This is a genomic window from Actinomadura physcomitrii (genome assembly GCF_008923205.2).
GTDB classification, from domain to species: domain Bacteria; phylum Actinomycetota; class Actinomycetes; order Streptosporangiales; family Streptosporangiaceae; genus Spirillospora; species Spirillospora physcomitrii.
Window position 1 is genome coordinate 61,790 of sequence record NZ_WBMS02000043.1, and the last position, 19,531, is coordinate 81,320.

Below are 19,531 nucleotides of genomic sequence, written 5' to 3' on the forward strand. Positions count from 1 at the left end.
TCACGCGGCCAGCAGCTCGGCGTCCCACAACTCCCGGTACGGGCCCGGCACCGCGACCAGATCCCGGTGGCGGCCGCGCTGCACCACCCGGCCGCGGTCCATCACCACCACCTCGTCCGCCGCGTCCAGCGCCGCCAGCCGGTGCGTCACCAGCAGCAGCGTCCCGCCGCCCGGCGCCGCCAGCAGGTCCCGCGTCACCGCATCGGCCATCACCGGATCCAGCGCCTCCGCCGGCTCGTCCAGCACCAGCACCGGCGGGTCGGCCAGCAGCGCCCGCGCCAGCAGCAGCCGCTGCCGCTGCCCGCCCGACAACCCGTGCCCGCCCGTCCCGATCGGCGTGTCCCACCCGTCCGGCAGCCCCTCCACCACCTCCAGGAACCGCGCCCGCCGCGCCGCCGCCTCCACCTCGCCGTCCGCCGCGCCCGGACGCGCCAGCAGCAGGTTCGCCCGCACCGACCCGGCGAACACGTGCGCGTCCTGCATCAACCCCCGCACCGCACCCCACCCGTCCCCGTCACCGTCCCCGTAGACGGCCGGGTCGCGGCCGCCGACCAGCACCGCGCCCGCCCGCGGCACCACCTCACCGGCCACCACCGCCAGCAGCGTGCTCTTGCCCGCCCCGCTCGCGCCCACCACCGCCACCCGCCGGCCCCGCTCCACCCGCAGATCCACCCCGTCCAGCGCCGCCCGGCCACCGCCCCCGTACGACACCCGCACACCCAGCAGCTCCACCCCCAGCGGCCCCTCCGGCACCGCCACCGCACCCACCGGACGCGGCGCCGGGGGAGCGGCCAGCACCGACTCCACCCGCCGCACCGCCGGCCACACCTCCCGCAGCCGCCGCACGGCCGCCGCCAGCGCCGGCACCGACTCCACCGCCGCCAGCGCCGACAGACCCGCCACCGCCGCCCCCACCTGATCCGCGCCACCGCGCAGCGCCGCCCACACCACCGCCGCCACCACGCACCCCTGCACCACCACACCCGCCCCGGCGACCAGCGCCGACACCCTCCCCGCCGCCCGCTCGGCGCGCCGCAGACCCTCGGCGGCATCCGCGGCCACCGCACCGAACCGCGCGTCCGCACCGAACACGCTCAGGTCCGCCGCGCCCTCCAGCACGTCCAGCGCCCGCACCGCCAACTCCTCACGCCCCACCGAGACCCGCGCCGCCGCCCGCCCCGACGCACCCGCCGCCACCGACGCCAGCACCGGCCCCGCCACCAGCACCCCCACCGCCAGCACCACCGCCGACGCCGACGCCACCAGCCCGCACACCGCCACACCCACGACCCCGCACACCACCGCCGCGACCCCCGGCAGCACGCACCGCAACAGCAGGTCCTGTACCGCCTCCACGTCCGACACCATCCGCGTCAGCGCCCCGCCGTCGCGCAGCCCCGCGTCCCCGCGCCGCCGCGCCGCCAGCGCGTCGAACACCCGCCCCCGCAGCTCCGCCAGCGCCCGCAGCGCCGCGTCATGGCCCGCCAGCCGCTCGGCGTACCGCAGCGCCCCCTTCGCCAGCGCGAAACCCCGCACCGCCACGATCGCCACCGACAGCACCGCCAGCTCCGGACGCTGCGACGCCCGCGCGATCAGCCACGCCGCCGTCGCGACCAGCGCCAGCCCGCACACCTCCGCCGCCACACCCGCCAGCGCCGCCGCCACCAGCCGCACCGCGTGCGGCCGCACCGCACCCCACAGCGCCCTCACGCCGCCCTACCCCCCTCGATCCCGTCCTCGATCCCGTCCTCGATCCCGTCCGCGTCCGCGCCGCCCGGCGCCGGTCCCGCCAGCCGCCCGCCCCGCAGCCGCACCACCCGGTCCGCCAGCGACAACAACGCCGGACGATGCGCCACCACCAGCGCCGTCCGCCCCTCCAGCAGCCGCGCCGCACCCCGCACCAGCGCCCGCTCACTCGCCACGTCCAACCGCGCCGTCGGCTCGTCCAGCAGCATCACCGGACCACCCGCCAGATACGCCCGCGCCACCGCCAGCCGCTGCCGCTGCCCCGCCGACACCCCCGCACCGCCCTCGCCCAGCACCGTCGCATACCCCCGCGGCATCGCCGCGACGAACCCGTCGGCGACCGCCGCCCGCGCCGCCTCCACCACCCGGTCCCGGCCCGCGTCCGGATCACCGAGCCGGATGTTGTCGGCGACCGACGCCGCGAACAGATGCGGACGCTGCGGCACCCACCCCAGCCGCCGCCGCCACGCCACCGGATCCAGCTCCGCCAGATCCACCCCGTCCACCAGCACCCGCCCCGACACCGGAGCCACCAGCCCCGCCACCACCAGCAGCAGCGTCGACTTGCCCGCACCCGACGGCCCCGTCACCGCGACCCGCTCACCCGCCCCGATCCGCAGCGACACCTCCTCCAGCGCCGCCCGCCCCGCACCCGGATACCGCACCGTCACCCGCTCCAGCACGATCTCCGGCACACCCTCGCCCACCACGGCCCGGCCCGCGCGCGACGCCGGCGGCGCGTCCAGCACCGCGAACGCCTCCTCGGCCGCCGCCACCCCCTCCGCGCTCGCATGGAACCGCGCACCCAGCGCACGCAACGGCAGATACGCCTCCGGCGTCAGCACCAGCACCAACAGCCCCGTCGACAGCGCCATCCCGCCCTCCAGCAGCCGCAACCCCACCGGCACCGCCACCACCGCCACCGACAACGCGCACACCAGCTCCAGCACCAGCGCCGACAGGAACGCCACCCGCAGCGCCCCCGCCGCCGCCCGCCGATGCTCCCGCGCCAGCGCCCGCACCACACCCGACTGGTGCCCCGTCCGCCCGAACGCCCGCAACGTCGCCAAACCCGCCACCACATCCCGGAAATGCCCACCGAGCCGCTGCAGCGACGCCCACTGCCGGCCCGTCAGCGCCGCCGTCCGCGCCCCCACCAGCACACCGAACACCGGCACCAGCGGCAACGTCGCCAGCACCACCACCGCCGACGCCCAGTCCGCCGCCGCCAGCCGCACCACCACCAGCGGCGGCACCACGCACGCCGCCAGCAACTGCGGCACGTACCCCGCGAAGAACGGGTCCACCGCGTCCAGCCCCCGCGTCAGCAACGTCACCCGCGCCCCCGCATCCACCGAAGGATCCACCGACACGTCCACCGCACCGCCCGCCAGCAGCGCCTCCCGCAGCCCCCGCTTCACCCCGACCGCCACACGCCCCGCCACCAGCGACGACACCCACACCAGCACCGCCCGGCCCGCCACCGCCGCCACCAGCCACACCAGCCGCCCCGCATCCAGACCCGCCACCGCCCCCGCCAGCACACCCGCCGCCACCACCAGCAGCACACCCTGCCCCGCCGCCAGCACACCCAGCGCCACCAGCACCCGCCCAGGCACCAGCCCCAGCAGACGCCGCTCCACACCCTTCACCCCAGCCCCCGGCTCACAGATAGGAGGGGGAGTCGACACGCCCCCAGAACGTCCGCCACACCAGCGCCTGCGACGCCCCCAGCAACGGCAGCAGCACCGCCGCCGACACCGCCGTCAACGACAGCCCACCACCCTGCGCGACCACCTGCGACCACGGCACCCGCACACCCGCCACCAGCAGCACCGCCACCAGCACCAGCCCCGACACCCCGAACCGGCCACGACCCCGCGCCGCCCGCACCGCCGCATCACCCGACAACCGCAACCGCGCGAACCCCGCACCATGCCAAGCGAACAGCACCGCCAGCGGCAACCCCAGCACACTGCCCGCGTTCAGACCCCCGCCGCCCAGCACCGACCCCAGCAGCGCCGCCCACGCCAGCGCCAGCGCCCAACTCCCCGCCACCACCGCGCCATCGCACACCGCCCGCCAGCCCGCCGCGTCCACCCGGCCGCGCAGCCACAGCCCCATGTCCCGCACGACCCACCCGAACAGCAGCACCCCCGCCACCGGATACAGATCCGCCAGCAGCCGGTGCTCCAACCCCGGGAACGCACCCGCCACCAGACCCGCCGACACCACCAGCCACACCTCGTTGCCGAGGAAGAACGGCGCGAACGACGCGATCACCACCCGCCGCTCCCGCTGGCCCCGCCCCAGCCACGGCAGCAGCATCCCCACCCCGACGTCCGCGCCCGCCAGCACCAGGTACCCGCCGGCGAACACCGCCAGCAGCACCACCGCAAGAGACACCATCACGCACACTCCCGTCCCACCGTCACAGAACCCGCACCGTCAGATAACCGAGCTCAGAACGTCGCCGACACCGCCGGCGACGACGGCGCCACCGGGGGAGAAGCCCCCAGAACCGCCCCGCCCGGACCCCGCCGCGCGACCCGCGCCAGCAGCCACGCGTTCACCCCCACCAGCACCGCGAACAGCGCCGTGAACGCCGCGAACGACACCGCGATCGTCCCCGACCCCACCCCCGGCGACAGCGCATCCCGCGTCCTCAGCACCCCGTACACCATCCACGGCTGCCGCCCCACCTCACGGAACACCCAGCCCGCCAGCATCGCGACGTAGGGGAGCGGCACCGCGCACACCATCACCACGTGGAACACCCGCCCCCGCACCAGCCACCGCCCCCACCACACCTTCACCAGCGCCACCACCGCCAGCAGCAGCATCAGCGACCACAGCCCCGTCATCACCGCCTCACCGGCGCGCGCCACCCCCGGCGCCATGTAGTCGCCCGGCCCGAACCGCGCCGTGAAGTCCGCCACCGCCGCCGCGGCGTCGTCACCGCCGGTCTTGGTCGGCTGCAGGTACTGGTACTGCATCCCACCGACGACCACCACCGGAATCACCGCCGCCATCACCGTCACCAGCCCGACCCGCATCGACCGCCGGAAGAACTCCACCTCCGCCGTCCGCCGCAGCAGGTGATAGCCGCTCACGCCCGCCACGAAGAACCCCGCCGTCAGCAACCCCCCGAACAGCACATGCCCGAACGCCAGCAGCGCCGTCGGATTGCCCAGCAGCGCCCCCGCGTCCGTCAGCCGCGCCGCCCCGTCCCGCACCTCGTAACCCACCGGACGCTGCATCCACCCGTTGGCCACCAGCACGAAGTACGCCGACAGATACGCCGTCAGCGTCACCACCCAGATCAGCCCCAGATGCACCCACCGGTTCAGCCGATTCCACCCGAAGATCCACAACCCCAGGAACGTCGACTCGACGAAGAACGCCCCGATCGTCTCCAGCGCGAGCGGCGCCCCGAAAACCCCGCCCGTCAACCGCGACATCCCCGCCCAGTTCAACCCGAACTGGAACTCCATCACCAGCCCCGTGACGATCCCCACCGCATAATTCACCACATACAGCTGCCCCCAGAACCGCGTCATCCGCGCATGCACCGCACCCCCCGACAGCGTCGCCCGCGTCTGCATCAACGCCACCAGCGTCGCCAACCCCAACGTCAGCGCCACGAACAGGAAATGCGAACCGGCCGTCAACGCGAACTGCACGCGCGCCAGCACCAACGGGTCCATCAGCACAACCCCCACGAACGATCGCCGGAAACCACGCCCCGATCATCCGGCCCCGCACCCCCTCCGCGAATCCTGCGCAAGCCCCGAACCGCACTGCACGTTTCGCGTACCGGACCCCCGCCCCCTACAACCCGGGATGTACACCGCCGCCCCGCCTACTCCCCGCGGAGAACACCACCCCGGCGCCGCCGCCCCGACACCCCCACCACCACCGCCACCACACCGAACGGCACCGCCGCCACCGCCATCAGCACCCCCGGCCCCGCCCACGCCGACCCCACCGCGTACCCGCCGAACACCGCCACCGACACCACGTCCGTCCCGAACCCCGCCAACGACGTCACCGTCGCCCGCGCCCCGTCGCCCACCCGCTCCTGCAACCGCGCGTCCACCGCCGCGACCGACCACCGGAACGCACCGAACGCCGCCGCCACCAACGGCACACCCCACACCGACCCGCCCGCCGACCCCGCCGCCAGCAGCACCGCACCCGCCCCCACCACCGGACCCAGCCACCTCCCGCCCCGCCCCGCCATCCAGCCGCCCGCCGCATCGCCCGCCATCACCACCAGCACCAGCAACGGCACCCACACCGCCGCCACCCCCGTCGCCCGCACCAGCAACGGCACGTACTCGTCCACCGACGTCACCCCCGTCACCACCGCCGCCAGCACCAGCGCACCCCGCACCGCCGGATCACGCCGCACCTGCGCCGCACCCTCCCGCAGCACCCCCGCCAACGACACCCCGCCCGCCACCCGCACCGCCCGCTCCTCCGGCAGGAACCAGCCCGCCACCGCACACCCCGCGCACGCCGCGACGCTCACCGCACCCAGCGACCGGTAACCGCCCACCGCCAGCACCGGCGACGCCACCGCGCTCGCCGCCACCACCCCCAGCAGCGCCACCGCCTCCGAACGCCCGATCAACCGCGCGTACGAACCCGCGTCCCCCGACCGCTCCAGCGCCTCGTACACCAGCGCCTGCAACGCCCCCGACCGCAGCGACGACCCCGCGCCCCACAACACGAACCCCGCCGCGAACGCCGGATACGACGGGACGAACGCCCACAGACCGAAACCCGCGCCGGCCAGCAGGGGAGCGGCCACCAGCAGCGACCGCCGCGAGAACACGTCCGCCCACAGCCCGGCGGGCAGCTCGACGACGAAACCCGTCACCGACCAGACCACGAACAACGACGAGATCTGCGCGGCCGACAACCCGGCCTCGGCGAACAGCACCGAATAAACCGGATAAAGAAGAATGAAGTCCTCAAGGAAGGCGTAGACATACAGCCTGCGAGCCAACCCGGACCCGGGGGAGAAGCGTCAACATCGCCACGTCATACCGCGACCCTAAGCACACAGAACCGTCAGCGCCACTCAATACCCTGCCCGCGCCCGCCCGCACCCGGAGAGCACCACCATGACCACACTGCCGAACCGCCCCAACACCGCCCTGCTCGTCATCGACGTCCAGAACGGCGTCATGGCCGACGCCCACCAACCCGACTGGTCACACCGACGAGGCGGACAAGCCGCCCCGCCGGTCGAGCGCGCCCGCGCCGGCCCCTCTCATGGCCGCTACTTAACATAATGTTCATTATCGACCATCCAGGGGAGCCGGGATGAGAGGGGCGTTGGCGACGGATTCACCGCGGTGCGACGGGTCAATGCCGCCAGGGCGTGACCACGTGATAGCCGACGTGTCCGCCGGTGTCGGCGAGCTCGCGCGTCAGCCGATGCCGGATGATCAGCGTGCCGATGCAATGCTCGCCGGACACGTACCAGTACGTGCTGTACGGCACGCCCCGGCGATGCCCGACGGTTCGGGCCGAAGGAGTCGCGGACCGTCGAGGTCGGCGGGACGAGCCGCGGAGGCTGGTCGAGTGCGGGCATCGCCCGCCATTGTCGCGCTCGGCTCGGGCCCGCGAGGTGCCGGGCCACTCCCCGGCCGAAGGCGATGCGGCGCATCCCGGGCCGGCATCCCAGATGATCAAGGTTTGGGGCGCCCGAGCAGAAGGCGTGGAGTGCTGCATGTCCGTTTGCGTTGGACGCTCGCTTCCTATCTCAAACCAGACAGAATCCAGGTTCTGTCTGGTTTGAGTAGTTTGTTGTTGTTTGTCCAGTGCGGGCTGAGCGGGCTCGCGGTGGCGGGATCTCTAGGGTGATCGGCATGACGGTCGTGCGCTCTATCGCTCTGTTCCTGCTGGCCGCACTGGCGGAGATCGGTGGTGCGTGGCTGGTGTGGCAGGGCTGGCGGGAGCATCGGGGGCCGTGGTGGATCGCGGCGGGCGTGGCCGTGCTCGGGGCCTACGGGTTCGTGGCGACGTTGCAGCCCTCCCCCGACTTCGGCCGGGTCCTGGCCGCCTACGGCGGCGTGTTCGTCGCGGGATCGCTGGCGTGGGGCGTGGCCGTCGACGGGTTCCGGCCGGACCGGTGGGACCTCGCCGGCGCCCTGGTCTGCCTGGCCGGCGTCGGTTTGATCATGTACGCGCCGCGCTCGTGACCTACGCGGCGGTGAGGTCGATGAAGCGCAGGGCGTTGCGGACGGCCGCTCCCCCGGGATCGTTGTTGAAGTAGACGTAGGCGTCGTCGGCTCCGCCCAGCCGGTCGGCCCAGGCGCGGAGCGTGGCGTCGTCGTAGTTCGGCGGGGTCATTGAGGCGTTTCATGTGGGTGAGGTAGCGGCTGGCCTTGACGGCCATGACGAAGCCGGGCGGGGTGTTGTCGCGCCAGGCCTCGAAGGTGTCGCGTCTGGGGAGGCGGTAGAAGGCGTTGTTGTTCTCGACGGTGGTGAAGACTTCGCCGTGGCGGTGCAGCCAGGCGCGTTGCGGGACGCCGGGCGGGTAGAGGACGTCGCGCCAGTCGGTGTACTGCCATCCGGATGTGCCGATCAGCACGGGCCGCTCCTCTCCCCCGGGATGGTTCGTCGGATGCGGTGGTACCCGCCTGGGGGGCGGTTTTGTCGGTGGCGGGCTGTAGCGTCCGGCGGGTGCGTCCTGCCGATCTTCAGCGTGTGACCGTGGCCGAGGCTGTCGACCGTTATGCGGAGATGGTTCGGGCGAAGTGCTCGACGGGCGCGCTGGCGCCGGCGTCGGCGGAGCTGTACGTGCGGGACGTGGTGACGTTCGCGGAGCTGGCGGGCGCGGACCGGGTGCTGGACGATCTGACGGGGGCGGACGTCGATGAGGTGCTGCTGGGGTTCGCGCGCAAGCCGGACGGGCGGCGTCGCGCGGCGGGGTCCGGGTCGGAGGCGGAGGGCGGTGGCGCGGTACAGAGCGCGTCGTCTCAGGCGCGGTTCCGGCGGTCGGTGTCGGCGTTCTTCAGGTACGCGGTGGTGGCGGGGTGGGTGCAGTTGGACCCGATGGTGGCGGTGACGGTGCGGCCGAAGCATCGGGGCGGGTTGCGGGCGGAGCGGCGGGCGTTGACGGTGGAGCAGGCGGAGGGGTTGCTGGGGGCGGCGCGGGATATGGCGGAGGCGGGTCCGGCGCCGCGGCGGCGGGTGGATCAGCGGACGGAGTTGCGGGACGGGTTGATCGTGTTGTTGCTGGCGGCGGTGGGTCCGCGGGTGTCGGAGCTGACGCGGGCGAACGCGGAGGACTTCTTCGTCAACGGGGGGATGCGGTATTGGCGGATCTTCGGGAAGGGCGGGCGGACGCGGGATGTGCCGCTTCCTCGTCCGGTGGTGGAGGTGCTGGACGCGTATCTGGCGGAGGGGCGGGTGCTGTTGGATCGCGGGGTGGAGCCGCGGGCGCTGCTGTTGTCGTGGCGGGGGCGGCGGTTGGCGCGGGGTGATGTGCAGGCGGTGATCGACCGGGTGCTGGAGGGGGTGGAGCCGGGGCGGCGGCGGAGTGTGACGCCGCATGGGTTGCGGCATACGACGGCGACGCATCTGCTGGCGGCGGCGACGGACATGGATGCGGTGCGGCGGGTGCTGGGGCATTCGGATCTGTCGACGTTGGGGCGGTATCGGGATGAGTTGCCGGGTGAGTTGGAGGCGGCGATGCGGGTGCATCCGTTGCTGGGGCCGGTGGAGCGGGGGTGAGCGGCCGGGTGGTCCTCCCCCGGGTGGCCGCTCCCCCGGCCCTTTGCGGTGGGGTCATAGGAGGGTGCGGGCGAGGGTGTAGGCGGCGGTGAGGTCGGTGCCGCGGTAGTCGAGGGCGGCGATGCCGGCGAGGTGGTGGTCGGCGTTGACGGCGATGGTGTTGGTGAGGTGGCGGAAGAGGGGTGCGTCGGACATGGAGTCGCCGTAGGCGACGCATTGGTCGGTGGTGAGGCCGTGGTGGGTGCGGAGTTCCTCGGTGATGCGGACCTTGTCGTCGGGGTTAAGGATGCCGGTGGTGTCGAGGGGTGTGGTGGTGAACGGGAGCGGGGGGAAGCGGGAGGCGATGACGTAATCGAAGCCGAGGTCGAGGAGGTGGCGGGCGAAGAAGTCGGGCGACATGGTGATGACGGCGCAGTGTTCGCCGCGTGCGCGGATGTCGGCGCAGACGTCGGCGATGCCGGTGAGCCAGGGGCTTGCGGTGTAGGCGGCGGTGACGTGCTGGGGGGTGAGGTGGCGCCAGAGGCGGTGGATCTCGGTGGAGAAGCTGCGGGTGTCGAGGGTGCCGGCGGCGAAGCGGGCTTCGAGGGCGTGGAGTTCGGTGAGGGTGCCGAGGTGGCGGGCGAGTTGGAGGTTGGCGGTGGTTCCGTTGAGGAGGGTGCCGTCCATGTCGAAGATGTGCAGGTTTCCCACGTGATGTGAGTGTGCTGGACGGCGGTGGTGCTGGGCGAGTCGGTTTCTGGTCCGTGGTGGGCGGTTGCTGTGGCGGGCGCGGGCGGGGACGCGGTGGTGCGAGGCGGTGGGGCTGTCTTTGGTCGGGTCGGGGGTCGACTTCTGGGTGATGCGCGGTGTTTGCGGCGCGGGTGATCGTGTGGCGTGCCAAGCTCTACGGGATGGTGAACGTGGGGTGAACTCCGGCGGTCCGTCCGGTGTCTGATGTGGTGCCGGGCGGCCGTCTCGATCGTGAGGGAGAGCATGCAGGCGCCAGATTTCAGCGTCGATCTGTACCGGGACGTCACCGAGTGGGCGTGGGGTACGCCGTCGTGGGTGCATTCGGTGGCGGACGTGGGGACGAACGCGGGGCTGCTGTTGTTCGCGGTGCTGTTCGTGGCGGGCTGGTGGCGGGCGCGGGGCCTGGACGGGCGGGCGATGGGGCTGGCGTTGTCGGCGCCGGTGGCGATGGTGGCGGCGTATCTGGTGAGCGAGGTGTCGAAGGATTTCCTCCGGGAGGAGCGGCCGTGCCGGGCGGTGCCGGGGGCGGTGCACATCGCGTCGTGTCCGCCGCCCGGGGACTGGTCGTTCCCGAGCAATCACGCGACGATCGCGGCGGCGTCGGCGGCGGCGCTGGTGGTGGTGTGGCGGGCGCTGGCTCCGCTGGTGCTGCCGTTGGCGGTGCTGATGGCGTTCTCGCGGGTGTTCGTGGGGGTGCATTATCCGCACGATGTGGCGGCGGGGTTCTGTGTGGGGGTGGTGGTCGCTCCGGTGGTGGCGCTGGTGCTGGTGCGGGCGGCTGAGCCGCTGGTGGACTTCCTGCGGGGGTTCGCGGTGGGGGCGGTGCTGCTGGGGGCGCGTCCGGTGGCTGCTCTGGCGGGTGCTGCGCGTGCGGGCGCGGTGCGGGTGCCGGCGGCCGCGGGTGGTGTGACGCGGGTGGACGATGCGGCGGTGACGATGCCGGACGTGATGGGCGGCGTGCGGGGTGTCGGCGGCGCCGGCGAGGGCGGGGGTGCGGTGGGGCGGCATCATCGGCCGGGTTCGTAGCGTCGGCGGGTCGTGGGCGGGCCGTTCCGGTGGTGGCACCGGGGCGGCCCGTTCGGTTCGTCGGGGCGGGCGCCGGGTTCCTGCCGAAAGTGGGGGTCGGGGGTGGCGTTCGGGCAGTGTGGGGCCGCTCCCCCGCCGTTCAGGTTCGGGCGGTGTCGGAGTGTCGAGCCGGAGGGGCGGTGTGGTGATCGCGTTGCGTGGTCTGACGAAGCGGTACGGGGGCAGGACGGCGGTGGACGGTCTGTCGAGGGTGCCGGCGGCGAACACGGCGGTGAACACCCGCAGCACCGGGCGGGCGCGGGGCGTGCGGAGCCCGGTGAGGTAGGACATGACGGGCATCGCCAACGCGAAGTTGCCGTGCACGCCGATCAGCGCGATGGCGGTGAGCAGGGCGGCGGTCGGGCGGGTCCGGGAGATCGTGACGGCGGCGGCCAGGACACCGAGGCCGGCGATCCGCAGCCACCAGGACGGGGTGTCCGGTGCGAGCGGTGACAGCAGGTCGAACGCGACGGGCAGCGCCAGGATCGCCCACAGCGCGATGTCCTTGACCAGCAGGGATCTGCGGGGCCGGTGGACGGCGGCGCGAGCCTCGCGCAGCGCGCCGTTCACGGCGCGGGAGACGCGGCCGCCGGTCGGCCGGGCGGCCGCGGGCGCGGGGCGGGCGTGTGCCGCTCCCCCGGGCGCCGCGGGACGGTGGTGGGGCCGGGTCGTTCACCCGGCCCACGGTACAAGCCGGTGATCTGCGGTGATACTGCCGAAAGTCAGGGGCCGCTACGGTGGGCGGGTGACCGTGCCCTCGCCGCGCCCCGGGCGCCCCGGGCGGCCCGCCGCGCCCGGCCTGTCCGGCCCGTCGAGTCCGCCGGCGCCGTCGTGGTCGGTGCGGTTCCGGCGGGAGTGGGACCGCCGGTGGAGCCGCGGCCGGGCCGGCGAGGCGGTGCCGGCGGTGGCGGCGCTGGCGGTCACGCTGGTGATGAGCGCGGTCGCGGTCAAGCCCGGGGACCGCCCGCTGTGGCCGGGCGGGCTGGCGCTGATCGCGGTGGCGACGCTGGCGCTGGCGTGGCGGCGCCGGCATCCGGTGGTGCCGCTGGTGGCGGCGACCGCGGTGCCGCCGCTGTACTACCCGCTGGGGTATCCGGACGGGCCGATCGCGTTCGTGTTCCTGGTGGCGCTGTTCAACGCCGCGGTGCGGTGCCGGCTCGCCGTGTCGCTGGGCGCGGTGATCGTGGTGAACGCGGGGTTCCTGACCACCTCGGCGCTGCGGGGCGGGGACGGCGGCGATCCGGACGCGGTGGCGGACGCGCGGGGCGTGGCGTCGCTGTCGCTGGCGCTGCTGCTGATGGTCGGGATCGGGCAGTACGTGCGGGGGCGGCGGATCCGGGTCGAGGAGGCCGAGCGGCGCGCCGCCGCGGCCGAGCGCGGCCGGGAGGAGGAGGCGCTGCGGCGGGAGGCGCAGGAGCGGCTGCGGATCGCGCGGGAGCTGCACGACGTGCTCGCGCACCAGATCTCGCTGATCAACGTGCAGGCGGGCGCGGCGCTGCACCGGCGCGACGATCCGGCGCGGGCGTACGCTGCGCTCGAGGCGATCAGGGCGGCGAGCCGGCAGACGCTGCGGGAGCTGCGCGGGGTGCTGGGGGTGCTGCGGCAGGTGGACGAGCCCGCCGGCGGGTCGGGGCCGGTGGAGCCGGTGCCGTCGCTGGCGCGGGTGGGTGAGCTGCTGGAGCGCGCGTCGGCTGCGGGGTTGCGGGTGCGGCGGGCCGGCGACCTCGCCGCCGGGGACGGCGACGACGCGGCGGGCGGTGCGGGCGGTGGGCGGCCGGCGGCGGTGCCGGCGCCGGTCGGGCTGGCCGGGTACCGGATCGTGCAGGAGGCGCTCACCAACGTCGTGCGGCACGCGGGTGCGGAGACGGTGACGGTGGAGGTGCGGTGCACTGCGGACGCGGTGATCGTGCAGATCGACGATGATGGGGCGGGCCCGCCCGGCGGGTCGGCCGGCGGCAACGGGCTGCGCGGGATGCGGGAGCGGGCGGTCGCGGTGGGCGGTGAGCTGACCGCGGGGCCGGGTCCCGGCGGCGGGTTCCGGGTGCGGGCGCGGCTGCCGCTGGACGCCCCGGCCGATCGGCGGGCGCACGACGAGGGAGCGGGAGAACAGGTGGCGGACGGGGAAGCGGAGCGGGCGATGCGGGAGGACACGTGATCCGGGTGGCGCTGGCCGACGACCAGACGCTCGTGCGGGCCGGGTTCCGGTCGATCCTGGAGGGCGAGGACGACATCGAGATCGTCGCCGAGGCCGGGGACGGTGAGCGGGCGGTGCGGCTGGCGCGCGAGCTGCGCCCGGACGTGGTGCTGATGGACGTGCGGATGCCGGTGCTGGACGGTCTGGAGGCGACCCGGCGGATCGTGACCGACCCCGCGCTGGCCGCCGTCAAGGTGGTGATCTTGACGACGTTCGATCTGGACGACTACGTGTACGGGGCGATCAAGGCGGGTGCGAGCGGGTTCCTGGTGAAGGACACCGAGCCGCCGGAGCTGATCCACGGGGTGCGGGTGGTGGCGCGCGGTGACGCGCTGCTGGCGCCGGCGGTGACGCGGCGGCTGATCGCCGAGTTCGCGTCCCGGATCTCCGCGCCGCCGCCGGCGGTGGAGCTGGACGCGCTGACCGCGCGGGAGCGGGAGGTGCTGGAGCTGGTCGCGCAGGGCCTGTCGAACGAGGAGATCGCCGGGCGGCTGGTGCTGTCGCCGGCGACGGCGAAGACGCACGTCAGCCGTATCCTGGCCAAGCTGGGGGCGCGGGACCGGGCGCAGCTGGTGGTGCTGGCCTACGAGTCGGGGATGATCCGTCCCGGCTGGCTCGGCTGACCCCGGGCCGCGCGGGCCGGTGCGGGGTGCAACGGGCCGGGCGGCGGCGGTGTTGAAGGGGATGTGACGGTTACCGACGAGGTTTCGATCCGGCCCGGCGCGGCGGCCGGCGGCGGCACCGCCGCGGATGCCGGGGGCGACGCGGCGGGCGCGCGGGTCGTCGCGGCGCTGTCCGGCGACCTGGACGGCGGGTTCGCGGTGATGTACGAGGCGTACCGGGGGCCGGTGTTCTCCACCGCGCTGCGGCTGTGCGGCCGGTGGGCGGAGGCCGAGGACCTGTCCGCCGAGGCGTTCCTGCGCGCCTACCGGGCGCTGTGCGGGTACGGGCCGGAGCGGATCGCGGACCTGCGGCCGCGGGCGTGGCTGCTGACCATTGTGACGAACGTGTGGCGCAACGGGCTGCGCAGCGCGGCGCGCAAGCCGCCGCCGGGGCCGCTGGAGGACGCGCCGGACCCGCCCGACCCGGCCGAGGGCGTGGAGGACGCGGCGGCACGGCACGAGACGGGGCGGGAGCTGGCGGGGCTGCTGGCCGAGCTGCCGGCGGCGCAGCGCGCGGCGGTGGTGCTGCGGCACGTCACCGACCTTCCGGTCGCGGAGGTCGCGGAGGTGATGGGGGTGCCGGAGGGCACCGCGAAGTCGCACGTGTCGCGCGGCCTGGCGCGGCTGCGCCGCCTGCACCGGGATGAGGGCCGGCTGCACCAGGATCAGGAAGGAGGGGGTGCCCGATGAGCGGCATCGATCCCGCGTCCGACGCGCTGCTGGAGGGCCTGGCCGGGCTCGCCGCCGACGCGCCGCCCGCGCTGCTGGACCGGATCGCGGCGCGCCGCGTCGAGGTGGACGGGCCGCTGGAGGAGCTGCGGGTGGCGTTCACCGACCGCGGTGTGGCGTACGTGCGGGCCGGGCTGGACGAGGAGGAGTTCACCGCGTCGTTCCGGGCGCGGTTCGCGCGGCCGCTGCTGCCCGCCGACGCGCCGCCGGCGGGGCTGGCGGCGGCGTTGCGGACGGGGCGGCCGGGCGGTCTACGGCTGGACCTGCGGGGGCTGAGCGGGTTCGAGGCGGCGGTGCTGCGGGCCGCGGCGTCGATCCCGCGCGGGCAGACCCGCCCGTATGCGTGGGTGGCGCGGCGCGCGGGGCGTCCGAAGGCGGTGCGGGCGGTCGGGTCGGCGCTGGGCCGCAACCCGGTGCCGCTGCTGATCCCCTGCCACCGGGTGACGCGGTCGGACGGGTCGCTGGGCGAGTACGTGTTCGGGGCGGCGGCCAAGGAGCGGCTGCTGCGCGCCGAGGACGTCGACGTGGACGAGGTCGAGGGGCTGGCGCGGCGGGGGGTGCGGCTGGTCGGCAGCGACACCACCGGGATCGTGTGCTTCCCGACCTGCGCGGACGCCCGCCGGATCGCGCCGTCGCACCGGCGCGGGTTCCGGGATCTGGGCGCCGCGCGGGCCGCGGGGTACCGGCCGTGCGGGCACTGCCGTCCGGACGGCCCCGACCCGTCCCCCGCCTGACCCGCCCGGCCGGGTGCGGCGGGTGTCAGCGGCGGCCGGCCAGCAGGACGCCGGCGCCGCCGAGGACCAGGCCGGCGACGGCGAGCGGGTCCAGCGCCTGCGATGAACGCGCTGCTCCACAGCAGGACGAACACCGCCGGCATCGTCGCGGTCCCCGTGGGTGCGGCGCCGGTGCGGGTGCCGGTGGGGGTGCCGGTCCGCTCCTCCGGTGCCGCCGGCCGGGCGTCCGCTCGGGGCGCGGTGCCGCGGGGCGGTGGGGCCGGGGTGCGCTGGACCGTCCTGGAGCACCTCCATCAGTAACCGGTCATGACGGTTATTCTTCCTCGGGCCGCCGCCAGTAACCTGTCAAGGCGGTTACGATGGGGGGGATGGTGTTCACCTTCCACTCCGGCGACCTCGCCCTGGACCTCGCCGGGACCGTCCAGCACCGCCGCGACGACCGCCGCGACCTGCTCACCTCCCCCGCCGACCTGGCCCGCTGGAGCGTCGCCGCCGGCCTGGTCACCGACCCGCCCCCGGTGAGCGCCGCCGACCTCGCCGCCGCGATCGACCTGCGCGAGGCGATCTACCGCGCCGCCACCGCCGTCCTGCACGGCGCCGCCCCCGCCGCCGTCGACCGCGACCTGATCAACCGGCGGGCCGCCGCGCCGCCGCCCGTCCCCCGCCTCACCGGCGACGGCGGCGTGCACCGCGACGGCGACGCCGGCGCCGTCCTGGCCGCCGCCGCACGCGCCGCCGTCGACCTGCTCGCCGCCGCGGCCGCCCCCGGCGACCGGGACGGCGCCGGCGCCGGCGCGGGACGCGGCGTCCTCAAGGAATGCCAGGCCGACCCCTGCACCCGCCTGTACCTGGACACCTCCCGCCGCCGCACCCGCCGCTGGTGCGACATGAGCCAGTGCGGCAACCGCGCCAAGGCCGCCGCGTTCCGCGCCCGCCGCACCTCCCCCGACGCCCGCGCCTGACCCCCGGGCCGCGCCGCCCGCCGCGCGCCCGCCGCCCGCCGCGCGCGCGTGTAGAGCGGCCTCTGGCGGGAATGGGGCCGTCCACCTGCAGGGACGACTGAGGGGGAACACCATGCGGGTCGTCGTCACCGGCGCCACCGGCAACATCGGCACCAGCACCGTCGAAGCGCTCACCGCCGATCCCCGCGTCACCTCCGTCCTCGGGCTGTCGCGCCGCGGACCCGGCGCCCGCGGCGCCGGCGGCGGCGACACCACCGAATGGGCCCAGGCCGACGTCACCGACACCGACCTGGTCCCGCTGCTGCGCGGCGCCGACGCCGTCGTCCACCTCGCCTGGCTGTTCCAGCCCACCCACCGGCCCGCCGTCACCTGGGACTCCAACGTCGTCGGCACCACCCGCGTGCTGGACGCCGTCGCCGACGCCGGCGTGCCCGCGCTCGTGGTGGCCTCCTCCGTCGGCGCCTACTCCCCCGGCCCCAAGGACCGCGCCGTCGACGAGTCCTGGCCCACCCACGGCTGGCCCGGCGCCGCCTACAGCCGCGAGAAGGCCTACGCCGAACGCCTCCTGGACGCCTTCGAGGCCCGCCGCCCGCAGACCCGCGTCGTGCGGCTGCGCCCCGGATTCGTGTTCGAACGCCAGAGCGCCGCCCAGCAGCGCCGCCTGTTCGCCGGCCCGCTGGTGCCCGGCCGGCTCGTGCGCCCCGGCACCGTCCCGTTCGTCCCCGACCTGCCCGGCCTGCGCTTCCAGGCGCTGCACTCCGCCGACGCCGGGCGCGCGTTCGCGCTCGCCACGCTCGGCGACGCCCGCGGCGCCTTCAACATCGCCGCCGACCCCGTCATCGACCCCGGCGTCCTGGCCGGCCTGCTGGACGCCCGCCCCGTCCGGCTGCCCGCCCGCGGCGTGCGCGCCGCGCTCGCCGCCGCCTGGAACCTGCACCTGGTGCCCGCCTCGCCCGGCCTGTTCGACCTGGCCCTGCAAGTGCCGATCATGGACACCGCGCGCGCCCGCGACGAGCTCGGCTGGACGCCCGACCGCACCGCCCGCGACGCGATGGCCGAGTTCCTGGAGGGCCTGCGCACCGGCGCCGGACGCGACACCCCGCCCCTGGCGCCGGGCGCCGGCGGCCCCACCCGCGCCCGCGAGATCGCCACCGGCGCCGGCCGCAAGCCCTGACCCGCCGCCCCGCACAGTCCTGGTCCGCACGCCCCGGCCGAACACCCACAGGAGGTCACCCGATGCCGACCATCACACCAGCCCACCTGCACGAACTGCTGGCCTCCACCGACCGCGACGCCGCGCTCGTCGTCGTCGGCGGGCACGCCGCCATCGTCTCCCCCATGCCCGGCGGACGCGGCGAACCGGCCGACGCCATGGTGATCACCACCCGGGACGCCGTCATCGCCGAACTGGACACCGGCGCCAACGACGAGCAGCTCGAGCGGCTCGCCCAGCGGCTCGACACCGCCCTGGACAGCCTCGGCGGCTGACACCCCCCGCATCCCCGGCCGCGACCGGACCCACCCGGCCCCGGCACGCGCCCCTCAGACCGGCACCTCGATGTGGCCGGGCGCGCCGCGCGCCACCTCGGCGCGGCCCGCGGTGACCTGCGCCGCCCACGCCTCGAACGCCTCCACCTCCGCCAGGGGCACCGCCACGTCCGCCTCCACCGCGGCGCCGTAGCGCACGTCCGACGGCTGCGCGCCGCGGCCGTGCAGATCCCCCAGGAACCGGCCCGCCAGCGCGTGCTCCACCCGCACCGTCACCGTCAGCACCGGCCGCAGCTCCACCACCCCGACCGCGTCGACCGCCTCCGACACCGCCTGCCCGTAGGCGCGCACCAGCCCGCCCGCCCCCAGCTTCACCCCGCCGAAGTAGCGGGTGACGACCGCGACCGTGCCGGTCAGCCCGCGCCGCACCAGCACCTCCAGCATCGGGATCCCCGCCGTCCCGGCCGGCTCCCCGTCGTCGCTGCTCTTGGTGATCTCGCCGTGCTCGCCGACCACGTACGCCGAGCAGTTGTGGGTGGCGTCGCGGTGCGCGCGGCGGTGCCGCGCCAGGAACCGCACCGCCTCGTCCTCGTCGGCCGCGCGCGCCAGCGTGCACACGAACCGGGACCGGCGGATCTCCAGCTCGCGGGAGCCCCCGCCTTTGATCATGCGCATGTCGGTCCCGAGTCTAGGCGCCGCACCGCCCGGCCCGCCGGGCTCAGCCCCGGGGGAACGGCCACGGGTTGGGGGCGCACCCGTACAGGGACTTGGTCTGCTGCACCATCACCGGCGCGAGACGGCCCTTGCCCGGGCACCCCAGGTGGTCGTGGCCCAGCGCGTGCCCGACCTCGTGGTTGATCACGTACTCGCGGTAGGAGGCCAGGTCGCGGCCGTAGGACGCGGCGCCCTCGCCGTAGCGCAGGGCGTTGATCACCGAGCGGTTCCCCTGCCGGCACGACAGCTCCCCGCCGGTGACCAGCGGCGCGCACATCCGGTCGGTCAGCGCCGGGCTCGACAGCGACACCCGGAACCGCACCGGCCCGCGGCTCACCCGCTCGAACCGCATGGTGCCGCCGTGCCCCCAGCTGCGCGGGTCGTCGAGGACCCGCTGCACCTGCGCCGCGAAGTCCGCGCCCGTGATCGGCAGGCCCCGCTCGACCTCCACGGCGTAGCGCACGAGGGTGCCGCGCGTCCCCTTCGGCTCGGCGGTGCCCGGCACCACGGCGTACCGGCCGCTCGCCGCATGGGGGATCTGGACGCGGGGCGGCTGGCGGCGGCCGTTGACCAGCGGCCCCTGCACCACCGCCGTGCCCGCCTTGCCCGCGGCCCGCCCGGACGGCGGCGCCGGCGGGGACGCCGTGCCCGCACCCGGCTGCGGGGCCGACGTCGGGGCCGCAGCGGTGCGGGCGTGGTCGCCGCCGCGGCCCAGCGCCAGCCACGCCGCGGCGCCGGCGCCCAGCACCGCCGCCA

Annotated in this window: 21 protein-coding genes and 1 pseudogene; 11 read left to right on the top strand and 11 right to left on the bottom strand. The window is 75.5% G+C overall.

Annotation, left to right across the window (positions count from 1 at the left end):
- The 6 genes from cydC to F8568_RS37480 all read right to left on the bottom strand — a co-directional run bounded on the left by cydC (nt 1) and on the right by F8568_RS37480 (nt 7,260).
- The gene (gene cydC / locus F8568_RS37455) at nt 1–1,710 is read right to left on the bottom strand and encodes a thiol reductant ABC exporter subunit CydC (RefSeq protein WP_328601194.1); all 1,710 of its coding nucleotides are present in this window, start codon (nt 1,708–1,710) and stop codon (nt 1–3) included.
- Complete coding sequence (cydD, locus tag F8568_RS37460) at nt 1,707–3,389, bottom strand: thiol reductant ABC exporter subunit CydD (RefSeq protein WP_328601195.1); 1,683 nt, start codon at nt 3,387–3,389, stop codon at nt 1,707–1,709. The genes cydC and cydD overlap by 4 nt, the downstream gene beginning before the upstream one ends.
- A gap of 22 nt (nt 3,390–3,411) precedes the next feature.
- Nucleotides 3,412–4,155 carry a cytochrome d ubiquinol oxidase subunit II gene (locus tag F8568_RS37465; RefSeq protein ID WP_151598361.1) on the bottom strand — a complete coding sequence of 248 codons (744 nt, stop codon included), beginning with the start codon at nt 4,153–4,155 and terminating at the stop codon, nt 3,412–3,414.
- 53 nt (nt 4,156–4,208) lie between these two features.
- Nucleotides 4,209–5,396 carry a cytochrome ubiquinol oxidase subunit I gene (locus F8568_RS37470; protein ID WP_407924507.1) on the bottom strand — a complete coding sequence of 396 codons (1,188 nt, stop codon included), beginning with the start codon at nt 5,394–5,396 and terminating at the stop codon, nt 4,209–4,211.
- A 212-nt stretch (nt 5,397–5,608) separates the two neighbouring features.
- Nucleotides 5,609–6,760, bottom strand: coding sequence for an MFS transporter (locus F8568_RS37475; protein ID WP_151598363.1), 1,152 nt, complete (start codon nt 6,758–6,760; stop codon nt 5,609–5,611).
- Between the two features lie 362 nt (nt 6,761–7,122).
- On the bottom strand, nt 7,123–7,260 hold the full coding sequence (locus F8568_RS37480) for a hypothetical protein (RefSeq protein WP_160573903.1): 138 nt from the start codon (nt 7,258–7,260) through the stop codon (nt 7,123–7,125).
- A 368-nt stretch (nt 7,261–7,628) separates the two neighbouring features.
- Here F8568_RS37480 and F8568_RS37485 point away from each other — a divergent pair, with 368 nt between their 5' ends.
- Nucleotides 7,629–7,961 carry a YnfA family protein gene (locus F8568_RS37485; RefSeq protein ID WP_151598364.1) on the top strand — a complete coding sequence of 111 codons (333 nt, stop codon included), beginning with the start codon at nt 7,629–7,631 and terminating at the stop codon, nt 7,959–7,961.
- A 1-nt stretch (nt 7,962) separates the two neighbouring features.
- Here the strand turns inward: F8568_RS37485 and F8568_RS48970 are convergent, their stop codons facing one another.
- Nucleotides 7,963–8,112, bottom strand: a complete 150-nt coding sequence (locus F8568_RS48970; protein WP_236009883.1) for a DUF72 domain-containing protein — start codon at nt 8,110–8,112, stop codon at nt 7,963–7,965.
- 40 nt (nt 8,113–8,152) lie between these two features.
- Nucleotides 8,153–8,353: pseudogene (locus F8568_RS50775) on the bottom strand (DUF72 domain-containing protein); the annotation flags it as partial.
- A gap of 116 nt (nt 8,354–8,469) precedes the next feature.
- Here F8568_RS50775 and F8568_RS49990 point away from each other — a divergent pair.
- Nucleotides 8,470–9,498 (top strand): tyrosine-type recombinase/integrase, encoded by a 1,029-nt coding sequence (locus tag F8568_RS49990; RefSeq protein WP_328601196.1) that lies wholly within the window; start codon nt 8,470–8,472, stop codon nt 9,496–9,498.
- Between the two features lie 54 nt (nt 9,499–9,552).
- On the opposite strand, the gene F8568_RS37500 is transcribed toward F8568_RS49990, so the two are convergent.
- On the bottom strand, nt 9,553–10,188 hold the full coding sequence (locus F8568_RS37500) for an HAD family hydrolase (protein ID WP_151598366.1): 636 nt from the start codon (nt 10,186–10,188) through the stop codon (nt 9,553–9,555).
- Between the two features lie 270 nt (nt 10,189–10,458).
- On the opposite strand from F8568_RS37500, the gene F8568_RS37505 reads away from it, so the two are divergent.
- The 9 genes from F8568_RS37505 (at nt 10,459) to F8568_RS37545 (ending at nt 18,061) form a co-directional block, all read left to right on the top strand.
- Entirely contained in the window at nt 10,459–11,253 is a 795-nt protein-coding gene (locus F8568_RS37505) for a phosphatase PAP2 family protein (RefSeq protein ID WP_328601197.1), read from the top strand.
- Nucleotides 11,254–12,037: 784 nt separating this feature from the next.
- The gene (locus F8568_RS50780) at nt 12,038–13,447 is read left to right on the top strand and encodes a sensor histidine kinase (protein WP_151598367.1); all 1,410 of its coding nucleotides are present in this window, start codon (nt 12,038–12,040) and stop codon (nt 13,445–13,447) included.
- Entirely contained in the window at nt 13,444–14,109 is a 666-nt protein-coding gene (locus tag F8568_RS37515) for a response regulator (RefSeq protein WP_151598368.1), read from the top strand. Before F8568_RS50780 ends, F8568_RS37515 begins: the two co-directional genes overlap by 4 nt.
- A gap of 63 nt (nt 14,110–14,172) precedes the next feature.
- A complete protein-coding gene (locus tag F8568_RS37520) occupies nt 14,173–14,838 on the top strand; it encodes an RNA polymerase sigma factor (protein WP_328601198.1) in 666 nt (221 codons plus the stop codon).
- Entirely contained in the window at nt 14,835–15,611 is a 777-nt protein-coding gene (locus tag F8568_RS37525) for a methylated-DNA--[protein]-cysteine S-methyltransferase (RefSeq protein WP_151598369.1), read from the top strand. The genes F8568_RS37520 and F8568_RS37525 overlap by 4 nt, the downstream gene beginning before the upstream one ends.
- Nucleotides 15,612–15,713: 102 nt before the next feature.
- The gene (locus F8568_RS37530; RefSeq protein ID WP_151598370.1) at nt 15,714–15,911 is read left to right on the top strand and encodes a hypothetical protein; all 198 of its coding nucleotides are present in this window, start codon (nt 15,714–15,716) and stop codon (nt 15,909–15,911) included.
- Between the two features lie 68 nt (nt 15,912–15,979).
- Nucleotides 15,980–16,573 carry a CGNR zinc finger domain-containing protein gene (locus F8568_RS37535; RefSeq protein ID WP_151598371.1) on the top strand — a complete coding sequence of 198 codons (594 nt, stop codon included), beginning with the start codon at nt 15,980–15,982 and terminating at the stop codon, nt 16,571–16,573.
- Between the two features lie 112 nt (nt 16,574–16,685).
- The gene (locus tag F8568_RS37540; RefSeq protein WP_151598372.1) at nt 16,686–17,747 is read left to right on the top strand and encodes an NAD-dependent epimerase/dehydratase family protein; all 1,062 of its coding nucleotides are present in this window, start codon (nt 16,686–16,688) and stop codon (nt 17,745–17,747) included.
- Nucleotides 17,748–17,809: 62 nt separating this feature from the next.
- A complete protein-coding gene (locus F8568_RS37545; RefSeq protein WP_151598373.1) occupies nt 17,810–18,061 on the top strand; it encodes a hypothetical protein in 252 nt (83 codons plus the stop codon).
- Between the two features lie 54 nt (nt 18,062–18,115).
- Here the strand turns inward: F8568_RS37545 and F8568_RS37550 are convergent, their stop codons facing one another.
- Together F8568_RS37550 and F8568_RS37555 are read right to left on the bottom strand one after the other, a co-directional pair.
- Complete coding sequence (locus tag F8568_RS37550; RefSeq protein ID WP_151598374.1) at nt 18,116–18,736, bottom strand: YigZ family protein; 621 nt, start codon at nt 18,734–18,736, stop codon at nt 18,116–18,118.
- A gap of 43 nt (nt 18,737–18,779) precedes the next feature.
- A partial coding sequence (locus F8568_RS37555) for a DUF3152 domain-containing protein (RefSeq protein WP_328601199.1) occupies nt 18,780–19,531 on the bottom strand: 752 nt, incomplete at its 5' end.

Coding starts and splice junctions, on each gene's coding strand:
- F8568_RS37535 (WP_151598371.1), top strand. CDS start 15,980: ATGGTGTTCACCTTCCACTCCGGCGACCTCGCCCTGGACCTCGCCGGG.
- F8568_RS37525 (WP_151598369.1), top strand. CDS start 14,835: ATGAGCGGCATCGATCCCGCGTCCGACGCGCTGCTGGAGGGCCTGGCC.
- F8568_RS37545 (WP_151598373.1), top strand. CDS start 17,810: ATGCCGACCATCACACCAGCCCACCTGCACGAACTGCTGGCCTCCACC.
- F8568_RS37530 (WP_151598370.1), top strand. CDS start 15,714: ATGAACGCGCTGCTCCACAGCAGGACGAACACCGCCGGCATCGTCGCG.
- F8568_RS37485 (WP_151598364.1), top strand. CDS start 7,629: ATGACGGTCGTGCGCTCTATCGCTCTGTTCCTGCTGGCCGCACTGGCG.
- F8568_RS37540 (WP_151598372.1), top strand. CDS start 16,686: ATGCGGGTCGTCGTCACCGGCGCCACCGGCAACATCGGCACCAGCACC.
- F8568_RS48970 (WP_236009883.1), bottom strand. CDS start 8,112: ATGACCCCGCCGAACTACGACGACGCCACGCTCCGCGCCTGGGCCGAC.
- F8568_RS37465 (WP_151598361.1), bottom strand. CDS start 4,155: ATGGTGTCTCTTGCGGTGGTGCTGCTGGCGGTGTTCGCCGGCGGGTAC.
- F8568_RS37550 (WP_151598374.1), bottom strand. CDS start 18,736: ATGCGCATGATCAAAGGCGGGGGCTCCCGCGAGCTGGAGATCCGCCGG.